General features: G+C 55.0%; 17 protein-coding genes. All 17 read left to right on the top strand.

The features are described 5' to 3' along the window. Positions 1–77 precede the first annotated feature (77 nt). The 17 genes from ABD982_RS04215 (at position 78) to dprA (ending at position 15,509) form a co-directional block, all read left to right on the top strand. Complete coding sequence (locus ABD982_RS04215; RefSeq protein WP_345444997.1) at positions 78–1,979, top strand: hypothetical protein; 1,902 nt, start codon at positions 78–80, stop codon at positions 1,977–1,979. A 62-nt stretch (positions 1,980–2,041) separates the two neighbouring features. Continuing rightward, positions 2,042–3,367, top strand: coding sequence for a sensor histidine kinase (locus tag ABD982_RS04220; protein ID WP_345444999.1), 1,326 nt, complete (start codon positions 2,042–2,044; stop codon positions 3,365–3,367). 4 nt (positions 3,368–3,371) lie between these two features. Then, positions 3,372–4,058, top strand: a complete 687-nt coding sequence (locus tag ABD982_RS04225; protein ID WP_345445002.1) for a response regulator transcription factor — start codon at positions 3,372–3,374, stop codon at positions 4,056–4,058. A gap of 105 nt (positions 4,059–4,163) precedes the next feature. Beyond that, the gene (locus ABD982_RS04230; protein ID WP_345445004.1) at positions 4,164–5,075 is read left to right on the top strand and encodes an ABC transporter ATP-binding protein; all 912 of its coding nucleotides are present in this window, start codon (positions 4,164–4,166) and stop codon (positions 5,073–5,075) included. Beyond that, positions 5,072–6,250 carry an ABC transporter permease gene (locus ABD982_RS04235; RefSeq protein ID WP_345445006.1) on the top strand — a complete coding sequence of 393 codons (1,179 nt, stop codon included), beginning with the start codon at positions 5,072–5,074 and terminating at the stop codon, positions 6,248–6,250. The genes ABD982_RS04230 and ABD982_RS04235 overlap by 4 nt, the downstream gene beginning before the upstream one ends. Positions 6,251–6,471: 221 nt before the next feature. Beyond that, complete coding sequence (gene rpsP, locus ABD982_RS04240) at positions 6,472–6,888, top strand: 30S ribosomal protein S16 (RefSeq protein ID WP_345445008.1); 417 nt, start codon at positions 6,472–6,474, stop codon at positions 6,886–6,888. A 2-nt stretch (positions 6,889–6,890) separates the two neighbouring features. Beyond that, a complete protein-coding gene (locus ABD982_RS04245) occupies positions 6,891–7,133 on the top strand; it encodes an RNA-binding protein (RefSeq protein WP_237204131.1) in 243 nt (80 codons plus the stop codon). Positions 7,134–7,257: 124 nt separating this feature from the next. Further along, positions 7,258–7,872: a ribosome maturation factor RimM gene (gene rimM / locus ABD982_RS04250; protein WP_251378917.1), complete on the top strand. Its 615-nt coding sequence runs from the start codon at positions 7,258–7,260 to the stop codon at positions 7,870–7,872. Positions 7,873–7,878: 6 nt separating this feature from the next. After that, positions 7,879–8,661 carry a tRNA (guanosine(37)-N1)-methyltransferase TrmD gene (gene trmD, locus ABD982_RS04255; protein ID WP_251378916.1) on the top strand — a complete coding sequence of 261 codons (783 nt, stop codon included), beginning with the start codon at positions 7,879–7,881 and terminating at the stop codon, positions 8,659–8,661. A 397-nt stretch (positions 8,662–9,058) separates the two neighbouring features. Beyond that, positions 9,059–9,406, top strand: a complete 348-nt coding sequence (rplS, locus tag ABD982_RS04260) for a 50S ribosomal protein L19 (RefSeq protein ID WP_251378915.1) — start codon at positions 9,059–9,061, stop codon at positions 9,404–9,406. A gap of 24 nt (positions 9,407–9,430) precedes the next feature. Further along, entirely contained in the window at positions 9,431–10,087 is a 657-nt protein-coding gene (gene lepB / locus ABD982_RS04265) for a signal peptidase I (protein ID WP_345445013.1), read from the top strand. Positions 10,088–10,150: 63 nt separating this feature from the next. Further along, the gene (gene lepB, locus ABD982_RS04270) at positions 10,151–10,891 is read left to right on the top strand and encodes a signal peptidase I (RefSeq protein WP_345445015.1); all 741 of its coding nucleotides are present in this window, start codon (positions 10,151–10,153) and stop codon (positions 10,889–10,891) included. Between the two features lie 5 nt (positions 10,892–10,896). After that, positions 10,897–11,664: a ribonuclease HII gene (locus ABD982_RS04275; RefSeq protein WP_345445017.1), complete on the top strand. Its 768-nt coding sequence runs from the start codon at positions 10,897–10,899 to the stop codon at positions 11,662–11,664. Between the two features lie 2 nt (positions 11,665–11,666). Then, positions 11,667–12,002 carry a DUF2469 domain-containing protein gene (locus ABD982_RS04280; protein WP_251378911.1) on the top strand — a complete coding sequence of 112 codons (336 nt, stop codon included), beginning with the start codon at positions 11,667–11,669 and terminating at the stop codon, positions 12,000–12,002. 287 nt (positions 12,003–12,289) lie between these two features. Beyond that, positions 12,290–12,691 (top strand): YraN family protein, encoded by a 402-nt coding sequence (locus ABD982_RS04285; RefSeq protein ID WP_251378910.1) that lies wholly within the window; start codon positions 12,290–12,292, stop codon positions 12,689–12,691. After that, positions 12,691–14,244 (top strand): YifB family Mg chelatase-like AAA ATPase, encoded by a 1,554-nt coding sequence (locus tag ABD982_RS04290; protein ID WP_345445021.1) that lies wholly within the window; start codon positions 12,691–12,693, stop codon positions 14,242–14,244. Before ABD982_RS04285 ends, ABD982_RS04290 begins: the two co-directional genes overlap by 1 nt. Continuing rightward, a complete protein-coding gene (gene dprA / locus ABD982_RS04295) occupies positions 14,241–15,509 on the top strand; it encodes a DNA-processing protein DprA (protein WP_345445022.1) in 1,269 nt (422 codons plus the stop codon). Before ABD982_RS04290 ends, dprA begins: the two co-directional genes overlap by 4 nt. Positions 15,510–15,615 lie beyond the last annotated feature (106 nt).

The raw sequence follows: 15,615 nt of genomic DNA on the forward strand, positions 1-15,615 counted from the left end.
GTCTACTGAACCGCTGCAGCACTGGTGCTGAGAACCGCGCACCACTGTCTATCAACGCCACCCCCTAGGATTGATGTATGTCTGATTTTTCGATCGAAGATCTTGAGCCGTCCGAGCCTCAGATGCTATGGGCCCGTGTGCAACTTGATTTCGGGCCAACGGGTATTGAGCTTGATGATGTTGAGACCCCTGCGACACCTGATGAGAACCCGGATTCGCCGGAGGCGCGTCTGCGCCGCGAACTTGAACAAATGGTGGGGGCTATTCAGCAGGCCAGAGGAGCTACAAACAATGCTCTGGACGAGCAGGATTTAGCAGAACTTGAGAACCTGCTCAAAGAGCCCGGGGCGCTTGAGGACATGTTTGAAAAAGTGCTTACCGAGCACCGGGAGAACGAGGGTAAGACGCCTTCGGAATCTGACCCAGCACCTGCGCAGATTCAGGATAACGAACAGCCTAACGCAACGGCCGATGACCTTGATTTTTTCGAGTTAGAGAAAGCTGAACAGGAGGCCGAGGAACGTCAGCGTTTGGACGATGAAATTGAACAGCGCATTGTTGAAACCACCGCTGATGAGGTCATTAACGCTCTGATGCTGGCTAGCATTGACTCCGCTGAGGTGATGGTTCATGAGACTACCCAAGAAAGCGTTATCCTCTATGTACTGTGCGAGAGCGATGGTCAGAGCCTAACCACCGTGCACATGCAGGAGGATGGGTCGGTAGAACCGGGCCAGCCCTTCGATGTGTGTGTTGATGATCTGCTGGAGCAGCTACCGGTGCGCGGTGCTATTTGCGCTGATCAGTTCTCCTACAGTTTCTCAGCTCCCGTCACGGCCCTGGGCGAGGAGCTTGCGCTGAGTAATGACGGGACTGTAGCGGCCCTGGTTGAGTTGCCTATGACCGAGATTCCCACCTATATAGGTCAGACGCCACTCGCTGGTCCCATTGAGGCCGCTCCGGCTGATAATGGCTGGTCCCTCCTCACCGGTGACCCTGTCTCGCTGCTCAACCTTCTGAGCATAATGCGGGTGCCATCAATCGTTGCTGAAACCTCTGAGGGGCTACAGCATCTCGCCTTTGTTTTCCCCGGCTCCTCGCAGCTTCTTGAAGAGGGTTCGGTGGGCGAATGGATGACTAAGGTGGTGGGCTCACCCGATGATTCGGACGTCGGTTCCATCCTTGAGTTCGCTTGGGGTGCCCCCAAGATTTTGACCCGCTATATCCCAAGGAATTCTGCCGTGCTGGATTACCTTTGGCTACTACCCGGTGTGTTGCCTGAGCCTCTGCACGAGATTCGCGCGGCTGAGGAAATTGATAACCTGGCCTGGCTTTACGGTCTTGATGAACAAACATCCAAGCGTTTAGCCAATTACGTGAATGACATGACCAGCGAGACCGGCCTTGAGTCCGTAATTCAGGTCCTGCAGCTACCCGAAGAACTATCTAATGTAGCGGCTTCAGAAGGCTCCATGCAGGATTATGTGGGCTACCGTGAATTCACCCCGGAAATGACGGGTATGGATTTGCTGAAGCAGACTGTCACCGCCTACCCCAATGGCAGTGGTCCGCTCAACGCGGTCGCCCGTGAGCTCATGGCCCGTCCCTGGCTGGTTGCTGCAGATGGTGCCGCATCCCTGGGTGCAGCCGGAGCCTTTGCCCTATGGGCAGCGCGTCGTGCTGCCCGCGGAGATAACCCCAAGGCAGCGCTCATTGCGGCAGTAGCCCTGGGCGCGAGTGGGTCAGCTGAACTGGTAATGGCCAGCATCTACAGCAAGCTAAAGGACGTCAACTTTGTGCAAGACCCTGCCCCGCAGGCTCCGTCACTCATGGAGGAACTCAGAGCACAGGTTGAAGGCACAGATACAGCTAAGATCTCACCGCCTGAACCTAAGGTGGTACGCACGGCAAAACAGGTGGGCCAGCGAGTTAGCGACGCTGCCCGTCAGAGGCTCAAGAAATTCTTTGGTAAAGAGTAACCGCTTACTCTCCCCCTAACGGGGGAGAGTAGAGCATCAGAGCTTCTGCTAGGGTGAAACCCATGACTGTCCACCCCCGCTTGAGCTTTAGAGCTTTGGATCCAGACTGGGAACGCCCCACCCCAAGCGCCCGTGAGTTGCGCTGGGATTACGCTGTCTGGTTGTTCGTGCTTGCTAGCACCCTCTTGATGGTTGCTGCCTACCACAGCGCCGGTGTCTTCGGTTCTGATCCTCACGACATCTTTCATGCCTATATCGCCCAAATTGGCATGACGTTACCCTTAATCTTCCGCCGACGTTTCCCTCTGACCATGCTGTTCTTGGGCACGATCATTTTTTATTTCTTGGGCTTTCTCAATAGCCTCGCAGCAGCCACCCTGGGCTACCAGATCAGCTATTTAGCGGTGGTCTACGCGGCTGTAGCGTGGGGTAAAAATCGGGCCATGGTGTGGATTCTTTATACCCTGGTCTGTCTGAGCGTGGTGGTTTGGCTGGTAAGTCTCTGGACCATCCATGGTTCGTCCTTCTCGATATTTGGAGTAGAGGACTACCAGGGCGGTCTCTTCGACGTGCCGACAGCGTCCTACATCGCTACACTCACTTCCAACGTGATTTTCTTTGGCTCTGGGGCGATTTTGGGCAGGAGCGCCTGGACCGGTGCTTACCAGCGCTCGGTGTTAGAACAGCAACAGGCTCAGCTCCAGCGGCAGAGCGAGCAGCTTGCTGAGGACGCAGTGAACAGGGATCGCCTGCGTATTGCGCGCGAGTTGCACGATTCGGTGGGCCACCATGTCTCTGCCATGGGCATCCAGGCAGCCGCTGCACGTCGGGCGATGACCAAGAAACCAGAGTTAGCTTCTCAGCCTCTTGAAAATGTCGAGAAGCTAGCCCGGTCATCGGTTGAGGAGATGAAAAGTATTATTCGGGTGCTGCGCAACGATCCTAGCGAGCAGACTGGAGCTTCGGCTGAACCCGGTGTGAGAGACATCGTAAAACTGGTGGATCAGCTGGGTGACAGCGGCATCGTAGGTCAGCTTCAGGTAGATGTTCAGTCTGAGGCTAGGCTGGTGAATTTGGCTCAGGGCACTCAGCTCTCCATTTACCGCATGGTGCAAGAAGCTCTGACCAACGTACGTAAGCATTCAACAGCTCGTTCGGTGCTGGTTGTTCTACGTACTGTTGAGTCTACTGTCGGTGGCTGGGTTGAACTCGAAGTGACGGATGATGGCAGGGTTAGTACTGCCGCCTCGGGTGGGGGTTACGGCTTGCATGGTATCCGTGAAAGAGCCGAGGCGCTAGGAGGCACAGCTGATCTTGGGCCCCGCCAAGGCACCGATGGGTGGAAGGTTCGGGTGCGATTCCCGGCAGATTTTCAGACAGGACAATAGCAACATGATTCGTGTACTTCTCGCAGATGACCAAGATTTGGTGCGTAGCGGCTTCTCCCTCATCCTTTCCATGGAAGATGATATCGAGGTGGTTGGCGAAGCAAAAAATGGGCAAGAGGCTGTTGAGCTAGCGCAGTCTTTGCAACCGGATGTTGTACTGATGGACGTTCAGATGCCGGTTCTAGATGGCATCGCTGCAACCGCCGCTGTGGTGTCCGAGCACCCGGCTACCCGCGTCCTGATTCTGACGACCTTTGACCGCGAGGACTATCTTTTTTCTGCGCTGCGTGCCGGTGCCAGCGGCTTTTTGCTCAAAACAGCGGATGCCGATGAGCTGGTGGACGCTGTGCGTAAGGTAGCCGGCGGCCTTGCTCTCCTTTCGCCTGAAATGATCGTTCCTCTGATTAGCCGCTTCGCGCAGGAAGATACGGCCACCACCTCAGATCAACCGGCTGGGGGAGCGCTGCCCCTTGATAACCGCGATGCTTTTGCCCTTGAGTCGCTAACCCCTCGCGAGCGTGAAACCCTGCAACTATTAGCCCAGGGGTTAACCAACGCTGAGATTGCTAGCCAACTCTTTTTGGGGCCGGCAACCGTCAAAACCCATGTCTCCAATATTCTGGCTAAAACCCAAAGCCGCGATCGGGTGGGTGCTGTTATTTTTGCCCACAGAGTAGGGCTGGTGCAGTAGGGCTACTGTCCCATTCATCCTTAAAATTCCCCCTGGTGGGGGAGGTAAGCTCTAGTCGCCCTTTCTAGGCTGGTAGATAAGAACACACTAGAGAAAGGGTGAGCGATGAATTCACGCATCGGCCGTATTGAGGCCGTGGGCCTGACTAAGGTTTACGGTGATAAAACCGTTGTGAGCGATGCCAGTTTTACCGTGGAACCGGGATCTATGACGGGCTTCCTGGGAGCCAACGGAGCCGGCAAAACCACCACCATGCGCATGATGATGGGACTGTTAGAACCAACCGCGGGTCAGGTGCTCTATAGCGGGCGTCCCATGACCGCCGAGGACCGCGCGTCCTTTGGCTATATGCCCGAAGAGCGAGGTCTCTACCCCAAGCAACCTATCCTCAACCAGCTAATCTACCTGGGCCAACTGCGCGGGCTCAGCGCTGCTGAGGCACGGGATATCGCCACAGGACACCTGACCGCTCTGGGGCTGGGTGACCGTCTTAAGGACAAGCTGGAATCCCTCTCACTTGGCAACCAGCAGCGCGTTCAGATTGTTGCCTCCCTCTTGCACACCCCCACCGCTCTTATTCTCGATGAGCCGTTCTCTGGCCTGGACCCCAAGGCAGTGGACACCATGGTGTCCATGATGCACGAGCTCATGCGTAAGGGGGTGCCCATCCTCTTTTCATCGCACCAGCTGGATCTCGTAGACCGTCTTTGCGACCGTGTGGTTATTCTGCACGAAGGCCAAGTGAAGGCAACCGGTTCTGCTACTGAGCTACGCGGAAGCGGCGCGCCCCGCTTCCGGTACAGCGCCGGTGCCGACGCCGGGTGGTTACGGGAGGTGCCGGGGGTTCGCGTCTTAGACGTGGAAGGAACCGAAGCCTTGCTCGAAATCGCCCCTGCCGCTGACCTTGAGTCCGTGCGTACAACCATCCTGAGCGAGGGCATGCAGCGTCAGATGCACGAATTTGCCCGTGTTCTGCCCACCCTGGGCGATATCTACCGAGGAGTGACTAGTCAATGAACACCGCACACAGCACCGTAAAGAACGCCTGGCAGATTGTTGCTACCCGCGAGGTCATGACTAAGGTCAAGGATAAGTCCTTCGTTATGGGCACCGTCTTCTCGCTGGTCATCATTCTGGCGGCAATCATTGTTCCCTTCTTCTTCAACCAGGGTGGCAGCACCTATATTGTGGCAACCACCGATGACCGTTCAGTGAGCATGGTTGGCTCAGCAGCCAGCCTGCAAGCTGACATCGATGATGAGACTTCCATCGAGCATCAGAACTTCGGCAGCGCGGATGAAGCGCGGTCAGCTGTAACAGAGGGGGACGCTGACGCTTATCTTCACCCCACCGATGACAGCTGGGAACTGGTTTTTGACTCAACAGTTAATCAGGAACTAGCAACCGTGCTGACCCAGGCTGTCACCTCAACGGTCACCGCCGAAAACGCTGCAGCCCAGGGAGTTGACCTATCCGCCCTGTCTGCTGGCACGTCATTGGAAACAACCCTGTTGACGGGTGATGATAACTCTCTCATTGCTTTGTTTGTAGGTCTTGGCTTTGCCATGATTTTCTACATGACCACCATCATGTTCGGTATTGCAATTGCCAACTCAGTGGTTGAAGAAAAGCAGAACCGCATCGTGGAAATCATCGCTACCGCAATCCCGCTGAACCAGCTCTTGATCGGCAAAATCGTAGGTAACATTCTTCTAGCAATCGGTCAGATTGCAGTCTATGCGGCTGCAGCTCTCATCGCTATGAACATCACAGGTACAGCTAATGACTTTGGCTGGATCCTTCCCTCTGCTGGTTGGTTTGTTGCTTTCTACATTGTCGGCTTCGCGGCAATCGCCACCGTCTGGGCGGCAGTTGGTGCTATGAGTGCCAGAGCAGAAGACGTTGCCAACCTTTCAAACCCCATCACCTTCATTCTGGTTGCAGCTCTGTTTGCAGGAATTTACACAAAAGGAACGGTCCTGCATATTATTTCCTTCGTGCCGGTGGTATCTTCAATCGCTATGCCTATGCGACTTCTCACGGAGAACGTTGAATTCTGGGAGCCGCTTGTAGCTATTGCGCTCACCCTGCTGGCAGCCTGGCTATTGACGAGGGTTGGTGCTCATATCTACCGCAACAACATCATGCGCGGCGGCAGCTCGGTGAGCTGGAAGCAGGCGCTCAAGCGGTAGGGGCTTGATCGCTCTCATCAATAATTGTGTAAAACACAGCCGTAATCTGTTCGTGAACCTAGCTTTAAGGTGGTGGAGCTGGCATACTTGACGGGTACTCGATTTTCCCGGCCCCTCTCATCCGGGAACAATTGTGTCCGCAGAGGAACTCTGGACGGTTCGCCCCACGAGCGCAGATAGAGCACCTCGACCATTCTTAGAAAACAGGAGAAACCACTACAGTGGCTGTTAAAATTCGTCTCAAGCGTTTCGGTAAAATCCGCGATCCTCGCTACCGTGTGGTAGTAGCTGACTCACGCACCAAGCGTGACGGTAAGGCTATCGAGGAAATCGGTCTTTACCACCCTACCGAGAACCCCTCACGTATCGAGATCAACTCAGAGCGTGCACAGTACTGGCTCTCAGTAGGCGCTCAGCCTACCGAGCAGGTTGCCGTTCTGCTGAAGCTCACCGGTGACCTGGCAGCAGCAAAGGGTGAAAAGGCAGAGAACACTGTCAAGCCCGTTGATGCCAAGCCCGAGTTCGTTGTTCCCGAAAAGGGTTCGGTTGTCCTCCCTGAGGCAATCACTCCCAAGGCTGAGGAAGCTCCCGCAGAAGAGGCTGCTGAAGAAGCAGCTTCAGAGGAAGCAGCTGAGTAATCATGATAGCTGACGCTCTCGAACATATTGTTCGGGGTATCGTCGATAACCCGGACGACGTGAAGGTTCGCTCAAAGAGCGGCCGCCGCGGTGAAACACTTGAGGTTCATGTGAACCCGGAGGACCTGGGCCGAGTCATTGGCCGGTCAGGTCGCACCGCTAAGAGTGTTCGTACCGTGGTCAACGCGATCAATGATGGTGACCACGTCCGCGTGGATGTCATCGATACCGATCGACGACGCTAGACTGACTAAAAAGCCCCGTAGCACGCAAGTGCTGCGGGGCTTTCTGCTACCCCAGGTCTGCGCGTAATGCTGCCAGTACACTAGACTGAGAATCACGTAGACATATCCATTGAAAGGATTACCTGTGCAGGTTCAGGTTGCCCGTATCGGCAAGCCCCACGGCATTCGCGGTGAAGTCACCGTTCAACTTTTCACCGACGCCCCCGAGGAACGCTTCGCACCCGGCGCGACCCTCGACATCGAAGACTTTGACGCGAACTCCCTGGTGGGTGCTATCGCCCCCGCCGGCGTCCTCACCGTTGCAGGTTCCCGCTGGAATAAGAAAATCCTGGTAGTCAGATTCAAAGAGGTCGCTAACCGCAATAATGCTGAGACCATGCGCGACACCCGCCTAACCTTTGACTCTGCCACCGTGGGCAGCGACGATGAGGACGGCTACTACGAACACGACCTTATTGACCTACCTGTCTACCTAGCCCAGGAAATCGGCGAGGATGGTTACCTACCTGAGGAACCTATTGCCCATGTGGTAGGCCTGCAGACCATGCCCACCCAGGATTTGCTGATTTTAGAAAACGTGGCTGACGGTGAAGAAGTCATGATCCCCTTTGTGGAAGAACTCATTCCTGCTATCGACATTGAAGAGGGTTACGTCGTCATTAACCCCCCTGCGGGCCTGCTAGAACTCAACGGCTCAGACGATGAGGACGAAGAGGCTGACGATAGCGAGCGTGACTAGAAACCGATGCGCTACGACGTCATCACGATTTTCCCTGAGTACCTGGCTCCGCTAGAGCTTTCCCTCATGGGTAAGGCCAAAGAAACAGGCAGGGTGAACCTGAACATCACTAACCTGCGCGACTTTGCCTTTGACCGCCACAAAACCGTGGATGATACCCCTTATGGCGGGGGAGCGGGTATGGTTATGAAAGCCGAGCCGTGGGGCCTTGCCCTGGAGCAGGCACTAGAAGCTACCCCAACTCAAGAGCAGCTGCCCCTGCTGATTGTCCCGTCACCAGCTGGCCAGGTCTTCAACCAGCAGCTAGCCTACGACCTTGCTGAAGAAGAGCACATTGTCTTCGCCCCGGCCCGCTATGAGGGTATCGACGAGCGTGTATTGGACTGGGCAGAAACACGCTTCAGGGTGCTGCCGGTCTCTATCGGTGACTACGTGCTCTACGGTGGTGAAGTGGCGGTCATGGTCATGATTGAGGCCATCACCCGCCTGATTCCCGGTGCTATGGGCAACCCTGAGTCCCTAGAAGAAGAGTCTCACACCGGGGGCCTGCTGGAGTACCCGGTCTACACCAAACCAGCCGACTGGCGCGGACACCGGGTGCCCGACATCCTGCTCTCAGGTAACCACGGAGCTATTGCTCGCTGGCGCCGTGACCAACAGATTGAACGTACTTTTGACCGGCGCCCAGATATGTTCAAAGCCTACCCGCCAGAGAACTGGGATAAGAAAGACCGCAAGAAAGTTCAAGAACTCCACACCGCTAAGAAGGCTGCAGAAGCTAACTCGTAGCACTTTTAGTGTGGGGGAACTGGTGGTAGCGCTCAAAGCCAGCTGGTGTGATCACTGCCGATAGTTCCCTCACCTGTCTGCTCAGTAATCGTAGGCTTTGCTCTAGTACTTCTAGAGCGCGGTTAAGCTCACACAAATAACTGGACGCAGCTGCCTGCCAACCCTAGTCATAGCCAGTCAAATATGGGATAATTTTTTCTTGTGTTCACGCTGGGCACGCCCCTGCCGCAGGGGGATGAGCGACCGCTAACAGCATGAACCACCGGCTACCGCCCACGGTAGACGGTGACACAGAATTCTCACGAACAGCATCAGTCTGGCGTTAGCCTTTAGACACTGCTCGTGAAGTACACCGAATATGTTTGACCTGCGGCAGAGATATTCATGGAGAATCTCAATGCAGACTCTTGACTTCATTGATAACAAGTCACTTCGCAATGACATCCCCGACTTCGGTCCCGGCGACACCCTCAACGTTCACGTGAACATTGTTGAAGGTAACCGTAGCCGTGTCCAGGTCTTCAAGGGCTTCGTTGTTGGTCGCCAGGGTGGCGGCGTTCGCGAAACTTTCACCGTCCGCAAGGTTTCCTTCGGCGTTGGTGTTGAGCGTACCTTCCCCGTTCACTCTCCCGTAATCGAGAAGATTGAACTTGTTTCACGTGGCGACGTTCGCCGTGCGAAGCTCTACTACATGCGTGATCGTCGCGGCAAGGCTGCACGTATCCGCGAGAAGCGCGAATCCTAAATCTTTTAGGTTTCACACCTTTTTATGGAAAATGGCCTGATCGCCGATTCCAGTGAGACAAGGCGTCAACCCCGTTTACGGGGCTGGCGCCTTCTTGCTCTTGCTGCGAGCCTTGCTTTTATTGCCCTGTTACTCATTAGAACTTTCCTTTTTGATGTGTTCTTTATTCCCTCGTCCTCGATGGAGCCCACTTTTGAGCCCGGAGACAGAATTATAGTGTCCAAGCTGGATACTGAAGTGCAGCGGGGCGATATCGTGGTGTTTGATGGGACAGGCTCTTTTTCTCCCTATATTTCAGGTAGCCCCTGGGTAAAGAATCCGGTTAAATCTGCTGGTCAATGGCTGGGGCTGATAGGTAGCGACACCGTCTACATTAAGCGTGTCATTGGTGTTGCCGGCGATACCGTGGAATGCTGTTCAGCCAGCGGAGCTCTGACCGTCAACGGGCAGCCGGTCAACGAACCTTATCTTTACCCCGGTGACGCTATCAGTGACGTGGAGTTTTCTGTGAAGATTCCCGAGGGGCGCATGTGGGTGATGGGGGACCACCGTTCAGGATCAATGGACTCCAGGGCTTTGATGGGAGCGCCGGGTGGCGGCATGATAAAGGTTGATACCGTGATCGGTCACCCAACCTTCGTCGCCTGGCCCGCACAGCGGTGGGGTTCCCCACCTGAATAATCCTGCGCACCGGCTCAGCGAAGTAAACTAACCGATAGAACTCCAAGAAGAAGGGTGGGCGCAATGGATAAGGCTCACAATGATAGCCAGCCGTTTGAAGAGGTACCTTCAGAAGCTGACGAAAAAACAGCCGATACCCCGCGCGGTGGCAAGCAGCGCCGCGAAAACAGTGTGCTCAAAGAGTACGGTCTGATCATTCTTTATGCCTTGCTCATTGCCTACCTGCTCAAGACTTTTATCTTACGCGGATTCTACATCCCTTCATCTTCGATGGAAGATACGCTTCAGATTAATGACCGTGTGTTCGTCAACGTTGCCGGTTCTCTTTTCAGCGATGCAGACCGGGGCGATGTGGTGGTCTTTAAAGACACCCAGAACTGGATGCCACCCACAACAGGTAGTAATCCGGTGCGAAATGCACTTTCTTTTGTGGGCATCATGCCAGATATCTCATCAAATTACCTCGTGAAACGAGTTATTGGTGTAGGCGGTGACCACGTTGTAGGCCATGAAGATGGCAGCATCAGCATTAACGGAGTGACTCTCAATGAGACCTATCTTAAAGATGGTGTTAGCCCCACGGAGATTCCTTTTGACGTGATCGTCCCTCAGAACTCCTACTTTGTAATGGGCGATAATCGCAGTAACTCAGCAGATTCCCGCTACCATATCGAGACGCGCACTGAATTTATCAATGAAGCAGACGTTGAAGGTGAAGTGTTCGTAGTCGCGTGGCCGGTGCAACGTTTCACGTTTACTGGCGGGGCACCGGAAGTTTTCGCTAACGTCCCTGAAGGCGAGTAGCAGAAATGCCAGTAGCTACGGCTGATCTTAGCGTTGAGGCAAAACTGTTCGAACGCGGTATGGGTCTGATTGCCGGCATGGATGAGGTCGGTCGTGGCCCTATCGCCGGACCGGTCAGTGTGGGTGTCGCGGTGATCGATGCCGATGCTAGCCTGAGTATCGAAGGTCTGATCGATTCTAAAGCGCTCACAGAGAAAAAACGTCACGCTATGGTGCCCTTAATTGAGCAGTGGTGCTCCAGTACTGTGGGGCATGCAAGCCCAGCTGAAATCGATGCGTTGGGCATTACTGTGGCTCTACGGTTGGCTGGTCAGCGGGCATTGGCTCAGGTGGCAGCACGCGGCTTCTACCCTGACGCCGTCCTACTGGATGGAAAGCATGACTGGCTGACTCCGGCTCAAACTGACCTCTTTGCAGAGCTCGATCCTGCCGCTGCTCTCTACAGGGATTTAGCAGCTGAGGCATGGGCTGTTGCCGGAGTTCACTATGAATGCTGGAGTGGCGCCGTGCAGATGGAAATTAAGGGTGACTACCGGTGCGCCTCTATTGCCGCCGCATCGGTTGTAGCAAAGGTCGAGCGTGATGAGCTGATGAAAAAACTTGACGTCGATTACCCCTACTACGGGTGGGCTAAGAATAAGGGCTACGGATCAGCCGCCCATCGGGCAGCTCTTACCGATGAAGGTCCCAGTACCCACCACAGACTTTCCTGGGCTTTACCTGTCAGCGCTGAACAGCTCCAGAAAGCCTACCTAGCACGAGAAAGCCAGTAACCATGAGCAGCGAGAATCTAGAAAATTTCGAATCAGATGCCCAACTAGCCCTTTATGAGGAGTACAAAAATGTATCCGGGCTTTTTACTTACATCGTTGAAACCGAGCGACGTTTTTATCTGGCCAACTCGGTGCAGGTAACCCCGCACCTCAAAGAAGGCACCGTTTTCTTTGAAATTGAGATGCAAGATGTGTGGGTGTGGGATATTTTTCGGTCCTCCCGCTTTGTAAAAAATGTTCGGGTTTATTCGGTACGAGACGTTAATATTGAAGAGCGAACACCTGGCGAGGAATTTATGATCCCACCGATGGATGGTCTTCAGCCACCGGAAGCCTAAGTCTGATCTTTGAATGACGATTCATCCGTCTCACCCTGTGTGGTGTGGCGGATGTTTGTCTTCTGGCAGGGCGCCTGCCGTGAAGCAATCCTGGTGATAAGCGTGTCAAAAGCTGTCATGCTGGTTCCTCGCTTCACCATTCTGCCCGGAGTTAGGGCCAGCTGACCCTGTTGTCTCTTGAAGCGGACCTTATCCTGCCTCTCCACAGCCTCACATCCTCCTGTCTTTGGTGATGGACAGCTGGCAGGGTAGTGCTCAAAGAACCGAGTCACAGAAATGAGACCGACATGAGCAGGACGCTGACCGCCACTACTCCTACCCAGGTAGGGAGGTGGGGCGAGGATATCGCACTCACCATTTTGCGCTGTAATAGCTATGCGCTGCTAGAACGTAACTGGCGCCCCCATACAGAGCCGGGCAGTGAACCGATTCGTGGGGAAATAGACCTGGTCATGATCGACCCCGAGATGAACCTGGTATTTGTTGAGGTTAAAACCCGGTCAAGTGAGCTTTTCGGGCACCCGCTAGAAGCTATTTCAAGGGATAAGTCCCGGAAATTGAGAGCGCTGGCCTATGCCTGGTCTAGAAGTCACGATACACAGGATTACAGATCTATGCGTATTGATGCAGTATCTATTTGTGGCAATTCCCAGCATTTCACCTTCGAACACCTGACGGGGGTGGCTTGATGGGTTTTGCTCGTACCTATTCTGTAGCGCTAGTGGGTATTACTGGTCACCTCGTAGAGGTTGAGGCTGATATCTCAGCCGCCCTTCCCGGGTTCGTTTTGTTGGGACTACCTGACACCGCGCTCAGTGAATCAAAAGATCGGGTGAGGTCGGGAGCTAAGAATACGGGGTTGCCGTTGCCGCAGCGCAAGCTGACCGTCAACCTCACTCCGGCTACTCTGCCTAAGCGCGGTTCAGGTTTTGACCTTGCGATGGTGGTAGCAGCCCTGCAAGCTGAAGGTGAATTGGAGCCCTCAGGTCCTACAGTCTTCTTGGGTGAGGTGGGTCTTGATGGCAGTTTGAGAGCTATACCTGGGGTACTGCCCGCGGTGAAGGCAGCGCTGGACGCCGGTCACCACCGGGTGGTAGTTCCGGCTGATAATGCAGAAGAAGCTGCTTTGGTCATGGGGGCAGAGGTCTCTAGCTTTGGTTGTCTGGCCGAGGTATTTACGGCCTTTGGTGCTAAAGAAGCAGGTAAGCTGCGTCATCCTGCCCAGTCCCACAGCACAGCCAACTCAAAAGACACTCCTGAACAGGCTTTGAGGCCTGATATGGCTGATATAGCCGGGCAGAGCGAGGGGAGGCTAGCTCTTGAAATCGCGGCAGCTGGCGGGCACCATATCCTCTTCAATGGTCCACCGGGGTCAGGGAAAACGATGCTGGCAGAACGGTTAACTAGTATTTTGCCCCAGCTCGATGATGAGGCGGCAATGCAAGTTACCGCTCTTCACTCCTTGTGTTCCACCGGGTCGCCCCGCAAAGAGTTGATTCGCACCCCTCCCTTTGAGGCACCCCATCACACAGCAAGCTCCCCGGCTATTTTAGGCGGTGGTTCGGGGATACCTCGCCCGGGAAGTGTGTCAAAAGCCCACCGGGGGGTCTTATTTTTAGATGAAGCGCCGGAGTTTAGGCGTCAGGTTCTGGACTCGCTCCGTCAGCCTCTTGAGAGTGGGCAGGTGGTGATTGACCGGGCGGTAGCATCAGCGACTTACCCAGCACGGTTTCAGCTGGTCATGGCGTCCAACCCCTGCCCCTGCGGTATGAACGTGGGTAGGGGGCTAGACTGCACCTGCACCAGCCGCGAGCGCCGCTCATATTTTGGCAAACTCTCTGGCCCGTTACTGGACCGTATTGATCTGCAACTAACGGTGCCAAAGGTTACGGCTGCTGAGTTGGCCGGTGCCGGCTCTAACGAATCTTCTGAGTCTATACGGCAGCGAGTGACTGCCGCCCGTTTGGCACAAGCTGAGCGGCTGCGTACCTTCGGTTTGCTGACCAATGCTGACACCAACGGCAAGATTCTGCGTGGGCCGCTCAGATTAGATGCACACCTGACGGGGGAGTTGAATTCTGCTATTGACCGGGGAAACTTGACTGCCCGTGGCTTTGACCGAGTGTTACGTACGGCCTGGACCCTAGCAGATTTAGATGGGGCCTCTACCCCAACTAAAGACCATATTGATCTTGCTCTCTACTTCAGGGACCTTGGAAAAGAAAGGTTGGAACACCCATGACCGTATATGAAACTGAACCTCAGAAGCTGGAGCAAGAGCCTCTTGAGCGGGAACAGCTGGAGGCTGTACGCCGTGCACGCGGTGAGATCATGCGCATCGCTGATCCAGAGGACGCCTACGTTACAGCTCTTATCCAGCTCTGCGGGCCGACTGCTACTGCGGATTACCTAACGGGCAGGCGGGAACTCACCGTCTCTGATATGAATGAGTTCTTTGAGGCTGGTAGTGACCTGCCTCAGACAGTGATGCAGGGGCTATATGATGCGGTACAGCACCGGCTAGAGCGTTGGACGACGCGTCGTCAGGGTATAACAGCTGAGCAGGACGCCCGTTTTGCTGCTGCCTATTCCGCTTGGTTGTGTGTGCCTGAGGATCAGGACTGGCCCGCCGCTTTGCACGACCTGGCAGAAAAGGCGCCTTACGGGCTCTGGGGCAGGGGAGACCGCCGTCTTCTCAAGGCACTGAGAGCGGATCAGAGCGTGGCTGTCGTAGGATCACGTGACCTCACCTCCTACGGCACCTCAGCTACATCTCATCTTGCCGGTGACCTAGCGTCAGCCGGGAACACGATTATTTCTGGTGGTGCCTTTGGCGTAGATGCTACCGCTCACCGCACTGCTTTAGCGGTCTCAACTGCCCACCTACCCACCGTGGCTTTCATGGCGTGCGGAGTTGACCGTTTCTACCCCCGGCAGAATGAGAAACTCCTTGATGAGATTCTGCAGGGCGGTCTGATTTTCAGCGAGGTTCCGCTGGGCCAATCACCGACCCGCTATCGTTTCTTGCAACGTAATCGACTGATAGCAGCTATATCCTCAGCCACCGTTGTGGTCGAGGCACGCTGGCGCAGCGGGGCACTCAATACAGCTAACCATGCTCTTGAACTGGGCCGGCCTGTCTACGCCGTGCCAGGTCCCATCTTCTCACCCAGCTCTGAGGGGTGCCACCGTTTGATCAGGGATGGTCTGGCCCAGCTCCTCACCGATGCTCGGCAGATCGAAAGGGGAGAACTTTTACTGAGCGAAGAACCAGAGGCAAGTTTATTTGGCCCAGCCAGTGCTTCTCAACAACTGACCGACTGCCTTCGCGATGTACAGCGCAGGGTGTGGGATGCCTTGCCGGTACACCGCTATGCTTCAGTTGAAAAAATCAATGCTATCTGTGGTCTTCCCCTGAGAGAGCTGTTGGTCAGTTTATCTCAGCTTAAGACTCTGGAGCTTGCTGAAACTAACGGTGCTGGCTGGCGCAAAAAGGAAAAGCGCTGACCCCTCCTGCTCTTTTCTACACGGCATGCTATGTTTTCTAGCCCAGAGTAGAATGAAAAAAGCTAGGCGCAAAAGGGCCGGGTAAACGAGAGAGCAGGGAAGGAAG

Origin of the sequence: Rothia endophytica (assembly GCF_039543885.1) — a bacterium.
GTDB classification, from domain to species: domain Bacteria; phylum Actinomycetota; class Actinomycetes; order Actinomycetales; family Micrococcaceae; genus Rothia; species Rothia endophytica.

Excerpts from the sequence above, each read along its gene's own strand:
- ABD982_RS04215 (WP_345444997.1), top strand. The coding sequence starts at position 78 with ATGTCTGATTTTTCGATCGAAGATCTTGAGCCGTCCGAGCCTCAGATG.
- ABD982_RS04220 (WP_345444999.1), top strand. The coding sequence starts at position 2,042 with ATGACTGTCCACCCCCGCTTGAGCTTTAGAGCTTTGGATCCAGACTGG.
- ABD982_RS04225 (WP_345445002.1), top strand. The coding sequence starts at position 3,372 with ATGATTCGTGTACTTCTCGCAGATGACCAAGATTTGGTGCGTAGCGGC.
- ABD982_RS04230 (WP_345445004.1), top strand. The coding sequence starts at position 4,164 with ATGAATTCACGCATCGGCCGTATTGAGGCCGTGGGCCTGACTAAGGTT.
- ABD982_RS04235 (WP_345445006.1), top strand. The coding sequence starts at position 5,072 with ATGAACACCGCACACAGCACCGTAAAGAACGCCTGGCAGATTGTTGCT.
- ABD982_RS04245 (WP_237204131.1), top strand. The coding sequence starts at position 6,891 with ATGATAGCTGACGCTCTCGAACATATTGTTCGGGGTATCGTCGATAAC.
- trmD (WP_251378916.1), top strand. The coding sequence starts at position 7,879 with ATGCGCTACGACGTCATCACGATTTTCCCTGAGTACCTGGCTCCGCTA.
- rplS (WP_251378915.1), top strand. The coding sequence starts at position 9,059 with ATGCAGACTCTTGACTTCATTGATAACAAGTCACTTCGCAATGACATC.
- lepB (WP_345445013.1), top strand. The coding sequence starts at position 9,431 with ATGGAAAATGGCCTGATCGCCGATTCCAGTGAGACAAGGCGTCAACCC.
- lepB (WP_345445015.1), top strand. The coding sequence starts at position 10,151 with ATGGATAAGGCTCACAATGATAGCCAGCCGTTTGAAGAGGTACCTTCA.
- ABD982_RS04275 (WP_345445017.1), top strand. The coding sequence starts at position 10,897 with ATGCCAGTAGCTACGGCTGATCTTAGCGTTGAGGCAAAACTGTTCGAA.
- ABD982_RS04280 (WP_251378911.1), top strand. The coding sequence starts at position 11,667 with ATGAGCAGCGAGAATCTAGAAAATTTCGAATCAGATGCCCAACTAGCC.
- ABD982_RS04285 (WP_251378910.1), top strand. The coding sequence starts at position 12,290 with ATGAGCAGGACGCTGACCGCCACTACTCCTACCCAGGTAGGGAGGTGG.
- ABD982_RS04290 (WP_345445021.1), top strand. The coding sequence starts at position 12,691 with ATGGGTTTTGCTCGTACCTATTCTGTAGCGCTAGTGGGTATTACTGGT.
- dprA (WP_345445022.1), top strand. The coding sequence starts at position 14,241 with ATGACCGTATATGAAACTGAACCTCAGAAGCTGGAGCAAGAGCCTCTT.